The sequence below is a fragment of the Clostridium sp. 'deep sea' genome, from assembly GCF_014931565.1.
GTDB lineage: Bacteria > Bacillota > UBA994 > PWPR01 > PWPR01.
In genome coordinates this window covers 1,531,085-1,547,444 of record NZ_CP063353.1, presented here as the reverse complement: position 1 = coordinate 1,547,444, position 16,360 = coordinate 1,531,085, and the positions used below count along the sequence as shown (strand labels likewise).

General features: G+C 33.4%; 14 protein-coding genes. 7 read left to right on the top strand and 7 right to left on the bottom strand.

Going from position 1 to position 16,360, the window contains the following annotated elements; genetic code table 11:
* Nucleotides 1-5: 5 nt before the first annotated feature.
* Nucleotides 6-1,328: a YheC/YheD family protein gene (locus IMX26_RS07245; RefSeq protein ID WP_195161004.1), complete on the top strand. Its 1,323-nt coding sequence runs from the start codon at nt 6-8 to the stop codon at nt 1,326-1,328.
* Nucleotides 1,329-1,335: 7 nt separating this feature from the next.
* Nucleotides 1,336-1,773 carry a GNAT family N-acetyltransferase gene (locus IMX26_RS07240; RefSeq protein ID WP_195161003.1) on the top strand — a complete coding sequence of 146 codons (438 nt, stop codon included), beginning with the start codon at nt 1,336-1,338 and terminating at the stop codon, nt 1,771-1,773.
* Between the two features lie 129 nt (nt 1,774-1,902).
* Here IMX26_RS07240 and IMX26_RS07235 read toward each other — a convergent pair whose 3' ends face one another.
* The 6 genes from IMX26_RS07235 to IMX26_RS07215 all read right to left on the bottom strand — a co-directional run bounded on the left by IMX26_RS07235 (nt 1,903) and on the right by IMX26_RS07215 (nt 6,510).
* The gene (locus IMX26_RS07235) at nt 1,903-2,856 is read right to left on the bottom strand and encodes an NlpC/P60 family protein (protein ID WP_195161002.1); all 954 of its coding nucleotides are present in this window, start codon (nt 2,854-2,856) and stop codon (nt 1,903-1,905) included.
* A gap of 523 nt (nt 2,857-3,379) precedes the next feature.
* Nucleotides 3,380-3,547: a hypothetical protein gene (locus IMX26_RS07230; RefSeq protein ID WP_195161001.1), complete on the bottom strand. Its 168-nt coding sequence runs from the start codon at nt 3,545-3,547 to the stop codon at nt 3,380-3,382.
* 652 nt (nt 3,548-4,199) lie between these two features.
* Nucleotides 4,200-5,012: a M55 family metallopeptidase gene (locus IMX26_RS07225; protein ID WP_195161000.1), complete on the bottom strand. Its 813-nt coding sequence runs from the start codon at nt 5,010-5,012 to the stop codon at nt 4,200-4,202.
* A gap of 546 nt (nt 5,013-5,558) precedes the next feature.
* Nucleotides 5,559-5,900, bottom strand: coding sequence for an NUDIX domain-containing protein (locus IMX26_RS07220; protein WP_207729331.1), 342 nt, complete (start codon nt 5,898-5,900; stop codon nt 5,559-5,561).
* Nucleotides 5,891-6,049 (bottom strand): hypothetical protein, encoded by a 159-nt coding sequence (locus tag IMX26_RS17700; protein WP_207729330.1) that lies wholly within the window; start codon nt 6,047-6,049, stop codon nt 5,891-5,893. Before IMX26_RS17700 ends, IMX26_RS07220 begins: the two co-directional genes overlap by 10 nt.
* 29 nt (nt 6,050-6,078) lie before the next feature.
* Entirely contained in the window at nt 6,079-6,510 is a 432-nt protein-coding gene (locus IMX26_RS07215) for a hypothetical protein (protein WP_195160999.1), read from the bottom strand.
* 448 nt (nt 6,511-6,958) lie between these two features.
* Here IMX26_RS07215 and IMX26_RS07210 point away from each other — a divergent pair, with 448 nt between their 5' ends.
* The 3 genes from IMX26_RS07210 (at nt 6,959) to IMX26_RS07200 (ending at nt 10,589) form a co-directional block, all read left to right on the top strand.
* On the top strand, nt 6,959-8,155 hold the full coding sequence (locus IMX26_RS07210; RefSeq protein ID WP_195160998.1) for an MFS transporter: 1,197 nt from the start codon (nt 6,959-6,961) through the stop codon (nt 8,153-8,155).
* Complete coding sequence (locus IMX26_RS07205; RefSeq protein ID WP_195160997.1) at nt 8,155-9,327, top strand: MFS transporter; 1,173 nt, start codon at nt 8,155-8,157, stop codon at nt 9,325-9,327. Before IMX26_RS07210 ends, IMX26_RS07205 begins: the two co-directional genes overlap by 1 nt.
* A gap of 98 nt (nt 9,328-9,425) precedes the next feature.
* Nucleotides 9,426-10,589, top strand: coding sequence for an amidohydrolase (locus IMX26_RS07200; RefSeq protein WP_195160996.1), 1,164 nt, complete (start codon nt 9,426-9,428; stop codon nt 10,587-10,589).
* Between the two features lie 628 nt (nt 10,590-11,217).
* Here IMX26_RS07200 and IMX26_RS07195 read toward each other — a convergent pair.
* The gene (locus IMX26_RS07195; protein ID WP_195160995.1) at nt 11,218-13,212 is read right to left on the bottom strand and encodes a S9 family peptidase; all 1,995 of its coding nucleotides are present in this window, start codon (nt 13,210-13,212) and stop codon (nt 11,218-11,220) included.
* Nucleotides 13,213-13,418: 206 nt separating this feature from the next.
* On the opposite strand from IMX26_RS07195, the gene IMX26_RS07190 reads away from it, so the two are divergent.
* On the top strand, nt 13,419-14,585 hold the full coding sequence (locus tag IMX26_RS07190) for an amidohydrolase (RefSeq protein WP_195160994.1): 1,167 nt from the start codon (nt 13,419-13,421) through the stop codon (nt 14,583-14,585).
* Nucleotides 14,586-14,897: 312 nt separating this feature from the next.
* Nucleotides 14,898-16,226, top strand: a complete 1,329-nt coding sequence (locus IMX26_RS07185; RefSeq protein ID WP_347707902.1) for an MATE family efflux transporter — start codon at nt 14,898-14,900, stop codon at nt 16,224-16,226.
* Nucleotides 16,227-16,360 lie beyond the last annotated feature (134 nt).

Genomic DNA, 16,360 nt, shown 5'->3' with positions numbered 1-16,360 from the left:
AAATAATGAATAAACAAACTATAATTAATGTTAGAGCCAGTAACACTGGCTCGCAAAATTTGATAATTGTTTCTAGTGACATTTCTAATCAGTATCAATTGAAAAACAACTTAAAATTGAGCTTTGGCTCTTATTCAGCGCGTTTTAAACTCTCTGTAAACCCAAACTTAGCTTATAATACTATGGTAGTTCCGGTCTCGGCCTTGGTTCCAAAATCTACCCATCTGCATATGTGGAGTACTGGTAATAATAGTTATCGACTTGGTCCTGTAATAGCTATATTAACCTCACAGTCGGGTAATGGATCAAAGCCATTTGCTGGTAGACCCAAGTTTTTTGCTCAGCTAATTAGTCATGCTCAAAAATTTGGTGTTTATATGTTTGTTGTTACCCCAAATGGAATTAATCCTATCTCAAAAGTTTTCACCGGCTTCACATATAAACATAAAAAATGGTATAAGGTTAGCACTCCATTGCCAGATGTAGTTTACAATAGAGTGCCATCACGTCTATATGAGCAACAAAAAAAAGTTAGATGGGCAAAAAGCTATATACTTACTCAAAATATACCTTTTTTTAATAGGCATTTTTTAAATAAAAGTGAGCTGCATAAAATCTTTTCTAAAACCCATTTAGCTGATTTAATACCCAAAACTCTAAAATGGGCAGGCGATAAAAAATCCTTAGCTGAAGCCATTAAAGACTACGGAATGATATATTTAAAGCCTGTTCATAGTTTTGCAGGTCATGGCATACAAAAAATAAGCAGAAGTAAAAACGGATATATAGTACAAAGTAGAGACGAGAAAAAGAATAAACCCCATGTCTTTAAAAGCTATGATGATATGTGGAGTATGCTTAAAAGACGTAAAAAGAGGGCTATGATAATACAGCAAGGAGTAGACTTAGCAGAGTATAACAATAATATATTTGATGTTAGGGCATTATCTCAGCGAGACAGTTCTGGAGAGTGGCAGTTAATGGGTATGGGTTGTAGAGTTGCAGGTGAAGGCAGAATAACTACCCATGTACCTAACGGTGGACGGATAGCCCCTATAAGCAAAGTCTTAAATCAAACATTTATGCAACAAGATGAAATGATAAATCGAAGTATTACTAAAATTACAACCGATGTACCAGCTTTAATTGAACAGTATTATGGTTACAGCTTTGGAATAATGTCTATGGATATCGGTATAGATAAAAGCGGAAGGCTGTGGCTGTTTGAGGCAAATTCAAAGCCAATGGAATTTGATGAAGAAGACACCCAAAATAAATCTATGCAAACCTTATTTGAGTATAGCAAATATTTAACAAATAAGAGGTGAGGGGTAATTGATAAATATTATAATTGTTAATGGCAGTAATTATGTTCATTATAAAGCCCTCGCAACAAGGCTTATAAGAGGCTATAAAGATGGTCATATAACCGCTAAAGGTTTTAAACAGTTCTCTTTAATCACCAAAGAGAGTATTCTTAATAAACAAAACACCATATTAATTGCTTTGCATAATAATAAAGTGGTTGGCATGTTGGCCTGTGGTGATCAAGGTCGTAGTTTTGCTATTACTGTTGTGCATAAAGACTACCGTCAACATGGTATTGCAAAAGCATTATTAAAAAAAGCAATTAAGGAATGTGAGGGTTTTTATTGTGAGGTAGCCTCAGATAACCTACCTAGCTTAAAAACCTGTTTCAGCTGTAATATGGTTGCCACAGATGCCTTTATACGTAAAGGCAAGGTTATTATGAGAATGAAAGCACTTTCTTAAGTTAAAACTAAAAAACGAGAGTCATATGACCCTCGTTTTTTAGTTATTTAAAAGTTTTAAGGAAACGATTTGCCTTAGCAAATCGTTTCCTTATGCTGACTTTCTCATCAGTCTCTTTATAAAAAACTGCTATTTAATAGGTTTTACCAAACGATAAGCTCCTGCAAATTTGCTTGAATCAGTGTAGTAGCTTGTCATGTAAGAAATAATTACACCTTTGTTAGGCATAGCCTGAATAATTTTGTTGTTGCCAATATAAATAGCTACATGTGATACTGTACCAGCAGCTACATGGCTACCCATATTTTTAAAGTAAATTAAATCTCCAGGTTGTAATTGTGATTTGCTTGTTATTGTTTTAGCATTGCTTGATGATGCTAAATAAGAAGCTTGTGAACGAGCTGTTCTAGGTAATTTACCTAAGCCAGCATCATATACACTTCTTTGAACAAAGCTTGAACAATCGAAACTACTTGAGCTAGTTGCACTAGATCCAAACACATATGGAACACCTAAATATCTTTTTGCTTTATCCACGATTGATGAACCATATTTACTGCTTTGGCTTGGTGTAGTAGGTGTTGTTATGTTATTAGAAGATTCTCCGGTGGTAGACATTCTTCTAGCACCATAGTAAACACTAGCGTAAGCGCTTAGCTTCTTTTTCACAACTCCACCAAAATAAGATGATGATCCTACAAAGTATCCGTTACCAACATAAATACCAACAGCACTTAAGCTGCTACCTGAGCGATTGCTAAAGAATACTACATCGCCAGCTTTTAAGGAGGTAACTTTTGAACCAGCAGCAGCTAAACTACTCATTGAATAAGATACATTAATGCCATGTTTAGCTAATACATACTTTACAAAACCCTTATTATCTAGGCCTTGACTTGCGCTTGAGTATCCACCGTACTTATACTCTACGTTTCCAGCATAACTCAAAGCTGTTTTCGCAATTGCTTCACCTTGTGATGTGGTAACTAAAGAAGCCGCTTCAGCTTTTAAAGGCATAGCAGTTAGAAAACATACAGATAGTAATAAAACAACATAAAATGATTTTTTCCAGAACTTAATCATAAAAACTCCCTTCTTAATCAGTGAATCTAATATCTCTTTAAAATTAATAACAATTACATGTTTAATATAAAAACAATGTAAGTTCCGGATAAAGCTAAATTTATTATATGATGATTCTCATAGTTAACACAATGTAAAATATATTGTTCTATAGGTAGATGTTTTACTGAGAAACCAGCTATTTAACATAATTTCCGAATTATGTAAGTAATATATCCAAAATTAGCAATATTCCTAGCCCTAAAAATAAGGGGGTTGCCCGTATATATATAATTTATTACAAATATTACTATAATAATTAAGCTAAAATTAAGAGTTTGTTCAGTAAAGATTAAGATAAATGATTTACGAAGTTTTAGAATAGGTATTATAAAAGGGTTGTATGGTAGGACAAAAAAAAAGAATCTGTAGCTTTTTTGAGCTACAGATTCTGATAATTTATGCTAGTAATATGTAAAGATATTAAGATACATTATAAATGAATATCTAGTTTATTAGGGGGTTGAAAAAACAACCCCTCTTGTTACACTATCCAAAAACATTCTACATTAATAAATTGATTAAACTTACCATTATTATAATCTGAGTCTTTATCTATAGTGCATGTCATTTGCGAATCGCAAATGCTATTTTTATTTTCTTTATTTTTTTTGCCAATGTTATAAATTAGCATAGATAAAAAGTTTCGCATTCTATTTACCTCCCTATAAACGTTAAACCAACCATAATATATCATATATTTATCCACTATGTCAAGGCATTAGTTTGTGATATTTAATGGTTACATTAATTATATTAATAAATATATTTAATTTTGTTAATTATCTACTTTTTACTACATATTTTTTTCGACTTAGCTAATTAGATTTTAACCATTCCTCAACTATTATATATAGCTTAAGCAAATATGTTACAAAAGAATACGTACTTTTGCTGTTATTTGTTAATTGGTTTGATATCAGAGCTAACTGGTATTTTGATAAAAAAAATAGTACCTCCCAATTATTATGATTGGCTATGTTTAATTATTACTATATTAATCGTTATAGATTATAACCCATGGTTAAGAAAAAATGGGCTGTTTGCAGGGATACTCCCTACTGATTAATAATACTATATTATGGGTAAGCTATTGAGCAGAACTTTTATGATATAAATTGTTATTTTAATTCATTGTAAAGGTAAAGAAAAGCGCGAAGTCACGTTCACTAAGTTGGTAGGATTAAAACATAACGTGTATTTTTACAGTATATTGAACATGTACTATATAACAAAAGACAGCCAGCAAAATAGAAAAAAATCTATTTCCCCGACTGTCGCTTTAATTAATATATATAATTTAATTATCTACTTAAAGAAATCATAACTCTAATAGCAGTTAATACATCAACAATATTATCTCCAGAATAACTAACGGTATCTCCATTTACCCTAACACAATTTGGTAAACGAGAAGCATTGTCTGCTAAGCCCGAGTTGTGTAGCTGTAGCTTGGCGGTATAAGGGCCTTGTAATTTATATGGTTTACGGGTACTAATACTATTTACTGCTCTAAAAGCCGCTTCTTCAATACGCTCGCAGGCAAGCTCTGGGTGTAAACACTTAGCACTGTAGCGAGTAATAGCTTCTTTAACTTCTGCTGTAACCAAATCTTCTCCAAGCAATTCTTTAACCTCGGCACTAACTACATTGTCTCCTGTCACTAAAATCACAGGTACATCATAAGCACCCGCAATGGCAGCATTAAAGCCAGATTCACCCACAATAATGTCGTTTATCCAAATATTATCTACAGCCCCACCACTAATGGTATGGCTTAAAACACCCTGAGTATTATTACGAGCATGGTAGCCAATAAACATAGCTGCATCAAAACTGCCATCAAAACCCTGCATCATACCTAAGGGTTTAGTAGTGCCAGTAATTAACTCGGCTTTTTTATGTAACAAACCCGGAATTAGATTAACCATAGGGCCATGTGAATCATTCACTACAAATTCTGTAGCACCCGCTCTTATAGCGCCCTCAATAGCCGCATTAGCTTCACGAGTCATTTGCTCACGAGCTGAGTTATATAAAAAGCCTTTATTGCTAGTGTGCTCACTATTAACTACATCACAAATTCCTTCTATATCTACAGACAGATAAATACGCATAATTAAGCACCTCCATTTATTTTCATAGTCTAATATTCTCTGTTAAAGTTAGAAAACCTTTAATTAAAGGAGGGGAATAGCTGCAATTATTGAAACAGCTACTGTGAGGTCAGCTAGACGTTTTTGGTTTATGTTTGTTAATAACCTCAACCCAAACTCTACATAAAACCTCCCACAAGGGACATTTCTTGACGCATTTGCTTTAAGTAAATTTACAGCTTTAATATATCTATTAATTTGAATCGTGGTGGGTGGCTGACCCGAATGATGTGTCCTGCCTTAACAACTGGTACTCGCAACCGTTGCTTACCCAAAAATTAGCAAGCCGTAGGATCTGCGAATAAAGTTACTGTAATCTGTAATGGGTCAAACACCAACTACCAATAAATTTTCATAAACTCTGCGTTAATCAAACATCTTTATAACGAGCTGTAAGGTAAAGCTATAAGCTTTAATTACAACAAGGGTCAGGCCTCTTGCTTATGTCAAATCTGCCTTTGTAAATATTATTAAAAGATTATCAAGTTCAAGCTAGTGTAAAGGAGGTCAGACCCTACAGTGAGGTAGGACAGATGTTTTAGGTTTATGCGCAAGTTTTATATAATCCTCAACGATGCATCTTATAGTAGAACTTAAATTTTTAGGTATTTTGTCTAAATTAAAAAACTTTGCATCTCTGCCTTCTGTTAGTTCAACTTTTATATTTCCATTAAAGTCATTGCATAAATAAGTGACTGTGACATTGTATACTTCATTACCATCGGGGTATTTATAATATAGTTCTTTACCGGAGTAAACATTAAATAGCTGAAGGCTATTACATATTAAATTAACCTCTTCGCAAACCTCTCTTTTAGCTGTTTCTTCAAGACTCTCACCTAGTTCCATAGCTCCCCAGGTAACCCCCACCAATCTCTGTCTGTACGATGGTGCAAAAGTATTTGCTTTTTCTCATTAACTAAAATCACATTTGCTCCACACATAATAATTGGTTTAGTTCCAATTAGCTTGCGTAGATCTCCGATATAATCTGCCATGCTGTACCTCCCTAAGTTTTAGTTGTTTTTTAAATCCTTTTTTTAACTATACTAACTACTAATGAAATAAGTGAAGAAATTATTAAAACATGCAAAATAATGTGGTATAAGTCCGGTATAAGTATATTGGTAGATGCGGGTATAATGTGATATGTATTTCTAAAGTAACTGTTATAGCTACTTAGTTTTCTTTCACTAACACCAAAAATTGTGTAATGCCAGTGTGAGGTGTATTGAATAGCAGTCCAAATAACTAAAAATATAGATAATATATATTTACCTATTCTCTTTTTAAGTAAATATAAGATTGAAAACATAATAAAAAATAGCCACCAAATAAAATCTATGCTTTTTATGCCAGGACTCTCAACTAGCGTGAAATTTCCTAATGAAAAGCCTGTAATATCTAATGTAAACCAAAAAAGTAAACTAAATAATAAAAGTTTAGTGTTTTTTTTCATTTATTCCTCCTCTTTATTCCTCCTATTAATGTATTTTGTAATAACTCTAGATTAGCTAATATGTATATTGTGAGCTTAAGTTGCCGTAAGGTATAGACTTTAATTAAATTATACGCTTTAGGTTAGTTTGTTACAAACTGAACCTAAAAAAGTATCAATAACCTCCCACAAGGGATATTTCTTGACGCATTTGCTTTAAGTAAATTTACAGCTTTAATATATCTATTAATTTGAATCGTGGTAGGTGGCTAAACCCGAATGATGTGTCCTGCCTTAACAACTGGCACTCGCAACTGTTGCTTACCCAAAAATTAGCAAGTGTAGGTTTTGCGGAATAGTGTATGTTAATTTCTGTAATTAGTCAACTCCTCTATAACATAGTATAACTATTGCTATTATGCTTACAGCCGTTTATAATTGCAGGTGATATAAAAAGGGGAAAAAGAGTATGAGCAAAAGGAAACAGTATTTATCTATAGCATCGTTGCTTAGTATTATGCTAGGTATGGCACTTTTGGGAGGTTCTCGGGGAGTAATGGTTCCAGTGCTAAAAAAAGACTTTTTAATAGACGATAGTAGTATTGGTACCATGTTATTAATAAGTACTTTTGGTTATATGGCATTTACCTATGTTGCTGGTTCATTAATCTATAAACTAGGCAATAAACGTTTAATGCAACTAGGGGTTTTAATAGTTGTTGGTTCTTTAGCTATTATGTTTTGGAGCCCCAGTTTTATGTGGTTTACTATAGGATATTTTATTAATGGTATTGGTAATGCCTTTTTAATTATGGGTGTTAATATCACTACCCCTTTATATGCAATAGCGTTTCAGGCTGCTTTATTAAATATAATTCATGGATGTTATGGTTTAGGATCAGCAATTATTCAAAGAGTTACAGGATATTTTATAGCTAATAATATTAGTTGGAGATATATGTTTTTGGGTTTTATTATTTTTCACATTTTGGTATTACTATATGTTAGCTTTTCGTCTTACCCTTGGCAACAGGAAAAGAAAACAAAGGTTAAAAATGAGCTTAATAAACCTAAGGATAAGTTACTAACAAATAAAATGCTCTACTTACTTATTATTACCCTTGGCTTTGGTTTAATGGGTGAGCATGGTGTTAATAACTGGTTTGTGAATTACATGAAAGGAGGCTTTAATATAAATGAAAATATTGGTTCAATTTATTTATCGCTGTTCTTTGTGTTGTTTACTATTGGTAGGTTTACGGGAGGTTTTGTGTTAGAAAAGTTTGGTTACATACGTGGGGTATTTTGGGTTCAAGTAATAAGTGCCTTTACCTTCACACTTGGAATTTTAATGGGTACAAAAGGACTCATTTTAATTACTGCTTCTGGTTTAATTCAGGCTATTATTTATCCTACTGTTATGATTACAATTCCACGTTATTTTCCAAATAATACAGCACGGGCAATGTCTTTTGTGTCAATTGGTGTATCAATTATAAACAATGTAAGCCATATGGTTATTGGCTATTTAAATGTAAGTTTTGGTGTTGTTAAAACCTTTTATATTGTACCGTTTTGGGTATTAATTTCGGCTATAACAGCAGGTATTATCTTCAAAATGTCAAAGAATACAGATGTTAATAAACCAGCCTTGGAGGAAATCTAATGAAATCAAAAAATAATATAAGAGCAATAGTGCTTATTTTTGCTTCAATGTTAATAATGTCTTTAACGGCTGGTTTAAAAGGAGTTTTAGTTCCAGTATGGAAGAGTACCTTTGTTATTGATAGTAAGGCTATTGCCTTGTTATTTACTTTTGAAAGCGTATCCTACTTATTGGCTATATATTTTGGTGGCAGATTAGTTGAGAAAATAGGTAGTTCAAAGGTTTTAGCTGGGGCATTAGCTACTTTAACACTGTTTTTATTGATTATTTTTAGCTCCCAAACCTATTTTGTTTTGTGTTTAGGTATGTTAGGGCAGGGTATTGCTTTGGGTTTAGTTACTTTAGCTATTAATATAACGGTACCTAATTTTAAAGTAACGCGTAAAGCTGTATTAATGAATTTAGTGCATTTTTGCTTTGGACTAGGGTTAGCTACTTCACAAAGACTGAGTGGTTATTTTTTATATAAAAATGTTTCATGGAGAGTATTTTTTCCAGTACTAGCTAGTATTTCTTTTATACTTGCTATATTTGTATTTTTTACAGAGTTGCCGCAAGCAGAAAAAAGAGCTAACAGTAAATCAAAGAGTGTTAAAAATAATCTTTCAATCTATGTAGGTCTAATTATTATGCTTGGTTTTTATCTAATTGGTGAAATAGGTACCTCAAATTGGTTTGTTAGTTATGCAGTTGAGGGTAGGGCCATAAATTCTAATGATAGCTCATTTTACTTATCTCTTTTCTTTATGTTGTTTACCGGTGGCAGATTAGTTGGTGGTTTTATAGTTGAAAAGATGCCATATTTAACAGCAATTATTGGTACAACTTTAATCTCTGCGTTTATATATTTATTTGGTATAATAAGGGGAGTAGATGGTTTGCTGTTTATCTCGATTGCAGGATTTTTTCAGTCGATTATTTATCCAACTCTCATGTTAACTATTGCTGTATTGTTTAAAGGCAATCAGGCTAGAGCAACTGCTAATATAACCGCAATTTCTCATATGATTTTTTTAGTGGGCAATAATATTATTGGTATTTTGAACGATGCTTATGGAGTTGTTAAAACCTTTTATGTTTTACCTATAAGTATGTTTATAAGTGCCTTAGCATCATTAATTGTGGTATTTATAATTAAAAAGCAAAAAAGTGAACAAGTTATTAGTGGGTAAGTTTAATTTAGGCTATTTGTTATAGCCTTTTAACAAATAGATAATACTAGCAGTGCATTGAGGAAACTCAATATATAAATAAAAAGGGAGGAAATGTTGTGGATATTAAAAAAGCTGTAAATGAAGTTATTGCACAAGTAACAGAATGGCGTCACATTGTACATCAAAACCCTGAATTAGCTAATGAGGAGTTTAAAACATCTGCATTAGTAGAAAAGGCTTTAACAGAAGCAGGAATTGAGGTTACTCGTTTTCCTAACTCTACTGCGGTAATGGGGGTACTTAAAGGTGGTAAACCCGGTAAAACTATTGCTTTAAGAGCAGATATGGATGCTCTTCCTATTAAAGAATTAACCGATGTTTCTTATAAATCTCAAAATGAAGGCGTAATGCATGCCTGTGGACATGATATTCATACCACAGTTTTAATGGGTGCTGCTACAGCCTTGGCAAAATATCGTGACGAAGTACCTGGCACAGTAAAATTCTTGTTTCAACCAGCTGAGGAGGTTCCACCAGGAGGAGCATTAGGTATGGTAGCCAATAATGTTCTTAAAAATCCTGATGCAGAGTATGTATTTGCTTTGCATACTAGTGTTTCTAAACCAATAGGCACAGTAGAGATTAACAATGGCTATAGCCATGCTAACACAGATGGCTGCACTATAACAATTAACGCCAAAGGTGCTCATGGTGCTTATCCTCACTTAGGAGTAGATGCTGTGGCAGTAGCTGGTCATGTAATAGTAGGTTTACATTCTATTGTTAGTAGATCAGTTAACCCTATTGATAGTGGTGTTGTTACAGTTGGTAGTATGCATAGTGGTACAGTTAATAATATTATAGCGGAAACAGCTGAAATGAAGTTGACTGTGAGAACACTTACACCCGAAACTCGTGAGTTACTTAAAAAGAGAATTATTGAGGTAGCTGAACATACAGCATTAGCTCATGGTGCCACAGCAACTGTAGACTATTGGTATGGATACCCATCTGTTTATAATGATAAAAAGGCTGTAGAGATAGTAAAAGCTACTGCTGAAAAACACTTACCAGCAGACAAAATATATAATAGAGAATTACCTGGTATGGGTGGCGAAGACTTTGCTTACTTTGCCAAAGAAGTTCCGGGTGCATTTTTCTACTTAGGAGCTAAAGTTGATGATTACCCAGGACATAATCCTCGTTACAATGCCTCTGATGATTGTTTAGCTACAGGTGTTGAAATGATGGTTGCTTTAGTTTTTGAGGCTTCTAAATAATAGTTTTATGCTTTGTAAGGCCATTTAGATTATTCTAAATGGTCTTTTTATCTTTCACGTAATGGGCGAATACATAAAAAAACTGAACTGGTAGGCAATCACCTCAGTGTGATTCCATTGTGGGTATTAAGGAATACTATATTTAAATTGTCAATTAAGTATAAGGTAATAACAAACAGTTGAACAACACAGAGGTTGTTCACTACGGTAAATACATAAAAAAACTGAATTGGTAGGCAATCACCTCAGTGTGATTCCATTGTGGGTATTAAGGAATGTTATATTTAATTATCAAAGTATAAGGTAATAACAAACAGTTGAACAACACAGAGGTAGTTCACTACGGTAAATACATAAAAAAACTGAACTGGTAGGCAATCACCTCAGTGTGATTCCATTGTGGGTATTAAGTAATGTTATATTTAATTATCAAAGTATAAGGTAATAACAAACAGTTGAACAACACAGAGGTTGTTCACTAAGGTAAATACATAAAAAAACTGAATTGGTAGGCAATCACCTCAGTGTGATTCCGTTGTGGGTGTTAAGGAAGCCTATATTTAAATTGTCGTTAAAATTTAAGGCAATAAAAAATGAACGACTTTAGTCGTTCATTTTTTGTTATTTTTTAGTTGCTGTACATATCATTACTTATTTTAATATGGTCTGTAAACCAGCCTAATAAATAGTTTAATCTTTCTATGCGATGTTTTGGTTTTCCTGCCCTTGAAAGCTCATGGGTTTCATTGGGGAATCTTACCATAACTACCTCTTTTTTTAACCATTTTAAGGCACTGAAAAACTCTTCTGCTTGGCTAATTGGACAACGTAAATCGTTTTCGCTGTGAATTAACATAAGTGGAGTTTTTACGTTGTTTACATAAGTGAGAGGTGAAACCTTTAAGTAAAACTCTGCATTATCCCAAGGGTTTCCTTTTTGCTCGTAATTACCGTTAAAGAAGCCTACATCACTAGTGCCAAATTGGCTATAGCGGTTACAAGTGCTTCGTAAACTTACACCAGCTTTAAAGAAATCTGTTTGACCAATCATCCAGTTAACCATATAGCCACCGTAACTTCCGCCTGTTACACCCCAATTATCTTTGGCTACGTAATTATAGTTTTCATTCACATAATCTACCGCGGCCATTAATGATCGGTAATCTAAGCCACCCCAATCATGGTGGGTTTGGGTATAAAAATCTTGACCATAGTTACTGCTTCCTGGTGGATTAGTGAACACAACTGTATAACCTTTGGCAGCAAGCAATTGAAATTCATGGAAGAAAATATGGCCGTAAGCAGCGTGTGGACCACCATGAATCTCTAGTATTGTGGGGTATGTTTCGCCCTCTTTAAAACCGTAAGGTTTCATTATCCAACCTTCAATTTCAAATCTATCATAGTTATACTTAAACTGTTCTGGTTGAGATAATTCAACTTCAGCTAATAAAGCACTATTAACATCTGTTAATTGACGCCTATTATTATTGTCATCAATAACAAATAAATCACCTATTGTAATAAAGCTAGATCGAGTTACAGCAAATGTTTTAGATTCATCTGAATAACTCATGCCATATAAAACTTCATCACCCTCTGTTAACTTGGTGAGTTTCGCTTCTTTAGTAGTCTCTACTTTATATAAGGCAGTTTTTCCGTACATACTGGCGTTGAAATAAATATGTTTGTTGTTTTTACTCCATATTAAGCCATTAGATGGAGATGAAACACTGTCTCCACCTACGGCATGTCGAGGAGCTGTTTCTAAGTTTGGTAATAAATTAATTTCTTCTTTACTTGCTAAATTAATTAAGTAAATTGTAGAAATAGTTGCACTGCCATGCTCCATTTTATCGCCAATATAGGCAATATATTTGCCATTAGGAGACCATGATGGTGAACTAGCTCGTCCCCCAGTAGTGGTAATTTTAGTTAGGTTCTCTGCTTTTAAATCTATAGTCCATATATCTGTTAAATTATTGTATTCTGCATCTTCAGTTCTATTGGAGCTAAAGGCTAAAAACTTACTGCATGGTGACCAACTAGGGGCAGCAACTGCAAATTCACTCTTGGTTAGTTGTGTAGTATCACCACTATTTATGTCAGTAACAAATAACTGACTAACTTTGTTATCTAAAAAGCCAGTACCATTTAGTTTGTAAAATAATTTATCTATATATTTTACATCTGATTTTTCTGCTTCATTGCAATCACTTTCAGGTTTCACTTTAGCTGTATAAGCTATTTTAGTACCATCTGGTGACCATACTGGTGCTCCTGTATTAAATCTATTATCAGTTACCTCCAGAGGAGCTCCTCCAGCTACAGGAATAGACCAAGCCTGGGTAAACTCATCTCGTTTAGCTGTAAAGATCAAGGTTTTGCTGTCTGGAGACCAGCGTGGATTTGTTTCACTACTACACAGGTTAGTAAATTGATAGGCCTCTCTGCTACCATCAGTAGGCACCATCCAAATATGGTTTTGGTATTTCATTTTATCTTTAGGATCAACTGTTTTTAAAACGTAAGCAATAAGGCTTCCGTCTGGTGAAATTTGAGGGTCGCTAATCCATTTCATGTTGTATAAATCTTCAACTGTAATTCTACGTTTATTAGTCATTGCTCTCCTCCTAAATTATATTTTCCAAGTATAAATTCGGCATATTATATTGTTATCCTGCTAAAGTAACTTAATGCAAAAGCTATTTTTAGATAATCGTAATTTTAGTAAGCCTACTTTAAATAATTTTGTTATAATCACTGGTAGTGGGTACTACATTTTTTTTGTAATGCTTTAATAACTAATGAGTATAGGGAGTGAAATACATGGATTTCATTAACAACGCTAATAATTATCTTGATGAAGCAATAAAGTTAAGAAGATGGTTACATCAACATCCCGAAAAAGGATTTAATGAGTTTAAAACAAGTGAGTTTATAGTTAGCTACTTAAATGAATTAAACATTAAGTATACAAAATCTGGAGCAACAGGCATTATTGCAGAGCTTAATACGGGTAGACCAGGTAAAACAATAGCTTTAAGAGCGGATATAGATGCCTTACCAGTTATAGAAGAAACTAAATTGCCTTTTAAATCACAAAATGAAGGTTTTATGCATGCCTGTGGTCATGACTCACATACGGCAATGTTGATGACAACTATTAAGTTTGTAAAAGACCATTTACATGAATACAATGGTTGTTTTAGGTTTTTGTTTCAACCGGCCGAAGAAACTCCTCCTGGTGGAGCTATTCAATTAATTGATGATGCAGCGCTACAAGGGGTAGACTATGTTTATGGACTACATTGTAGCCCAGAGGTGCCAGTTGGCAGTATTTCAGTTATAGATGGGCCAATGATGGCGGCAGCAGATAAGTTTGAGGCAACTATTATAGGTAAAGGTGGGCATGGAGCCTCTCCTCATCAAACAGTTGATGCTGTTGTATTAGCTGCGCAAGTAATAAATAACTTGCAAACAATAGTGAGTAGAAACGTTAATCCTCAACATGCAGCAGTATTAACTATAGGACAAATTAATGGTGGCTTTCGATTTAATGTTATTGCTGAAAAAGTAGAGCTAGCTGGCACAGTAAGAACACTGTTACCCGAAGTTCGTGAGTTAGTGAAATCTAGAATTGAAGAAGTAATTGCTAACACAGTTAAAGCTCAAGGGGGAGACTATCAGTTTACCTATACCAATGGCTATCCACCATTAATCAATCATAAAGAGAGTGTTGATGTACTAAGAAATGTTGGTAATAAATTATTGGGTGAAGGTAAGGTTATAGAGATTCCCTTTGCTTCAATGCTTGGTGAGGACTTTGCTTATTATGTTCAGGATAAACCTGGATCTTTCTTTAGGCTTGGTACCAAGTTAAAACAAGGTGAGCAATATCCACTTCATCACTCTAAGTTTACAATAGAAGAAGATGCCCTAACATACGGCATTAAAATGTTTGCTGGCTTACTTCATTTCCATAATAAAAACTAAGTGCAAGCTAATTTAGGTAATATATTATTAGCTGTATAACTACTAAAATAATTGCATGTATAATTATTATAGATGCAATTATTTTTTTTATAGCAGTTTTATAGTATTTTGGTTTTAGTAAAAACAAATGTTCTTTTTTTTTATAAAAAATATATATAACCAATGCTTTAAAAATTGAAATAATTTAGTTGACTAAATATATCTTTATTGGTATATTTCTAAAACACCCTAAAAACAGGGTATGGTAAGGGAGGGATTAAAATAAGAACAAGAGACTTAACCAAAGGCAATTTAACATCTAATATTCTTTATATGTCGTTGCCTGTAATGCTTAGTATGGTTATGCAAACATTTTATAGTCTTGTAGATATGATTTGGATAGGTCGAATATCTGCAGTAGCAGTAGCAGGTGTTACAGTTTTTAGCTCATTGTATTTTTTAGTGGGTTCACTAAATAGTATTATTGGAGGGGGCTCGGTTACTGTTCTCTCTCAGAGCTTTGGATCAGGAGACAAGGAAAAAGCACGAACGGCTATAGCAAATACCTTTGCTTTTAAGTTGTTAGTGGGAATAATTGCGGCAATAGTTTTATCCTTAGCTTTAGAGCCTTTATTAAACCACTTCACAGATGATCCTCAGGTATTAAATGATGCCTTAGCTTACGGCAGAATTCGAGCAATTTTCATGCCTATTATGTTTTCTTCATTTACTGTCACTACAGCCCTTCGTTGTAGTGGAGATTCTCGTAGTCCTATGTATATTACACTTTTATCTGCAGTATTAAATATCGTTTTAGATCCCATTTTTATTTTTGATAAAGTCCCTTATATTGGAATACCTGGCCTTGGTTTAGGTGTTTTTGGAGCTGCTTTAGCTACAGTAATATCTGTTACGCTTTCTTTTATTATTTCTTATTGGCTAATGTTTGGTCCCAAAAGTGTTTATAAACTTAAATTAAGTGATTTTTGGAATATCGACTGGAGTATTGTTTATCGTATTGTAAAAATAGGTATACCACAAGCAACATCGCAAATGCTACGAAATTTGGCAAATGTAATAATGTTAGGATTTATAACGTCTTATGGAACACTAGCTTTAGCTGCCTGGGGTATTGTCAGTAGGATTTTAAACCTGTTATTTATGCCTATTTTTGGATTAATGCAAGGTTCAGGTACTGTTGTTGGTCAAAATATTGGTGCCAAACAATATGATAGGGCAGTAGAATCTAGTAATATTGCAAGTAAAATTGGATTTTTAGTAATGATGGTAGTTGCTATACTTGGCTATAAAGTGGCTCCCCAAGTTGTAAATTTATTTACAGATAATGGGGAGGTTACTAAAATGGGCGGAGAGGTATTACGTATCATTATAATTAGCATGCCTTTTGTGGCTTTATATATGGGTAAAGCAACTATATTTACAGGTACAGGTTACACCTTGCCGTTTTTAATATCTGGAGTTGTTGGTCAGTGGATAGTTCAAATACCTGTTATGTATTTAATCACAAAGTTATGGAATTTACCATTTGTTTATTTGGCAGCTTCTAATATTGCTTACACCGTGGTAGAAGGAGTTTTAATTTTCTATTTCTTTGCAAGAGGAAACTGGAAAGCTAAAGTTCAAGAAAAAGCTGTTGAGTAGTTTGCTATTAAGTTAAAATTTTCATTTATTCTAAAAAATAATGATTTTACAACATATAAGAGCTACTTAACTATTAAGTGGCTCTTTTTATGAATAATTAATCTCTCTCCATTTCACTATAATATTAAAAATGA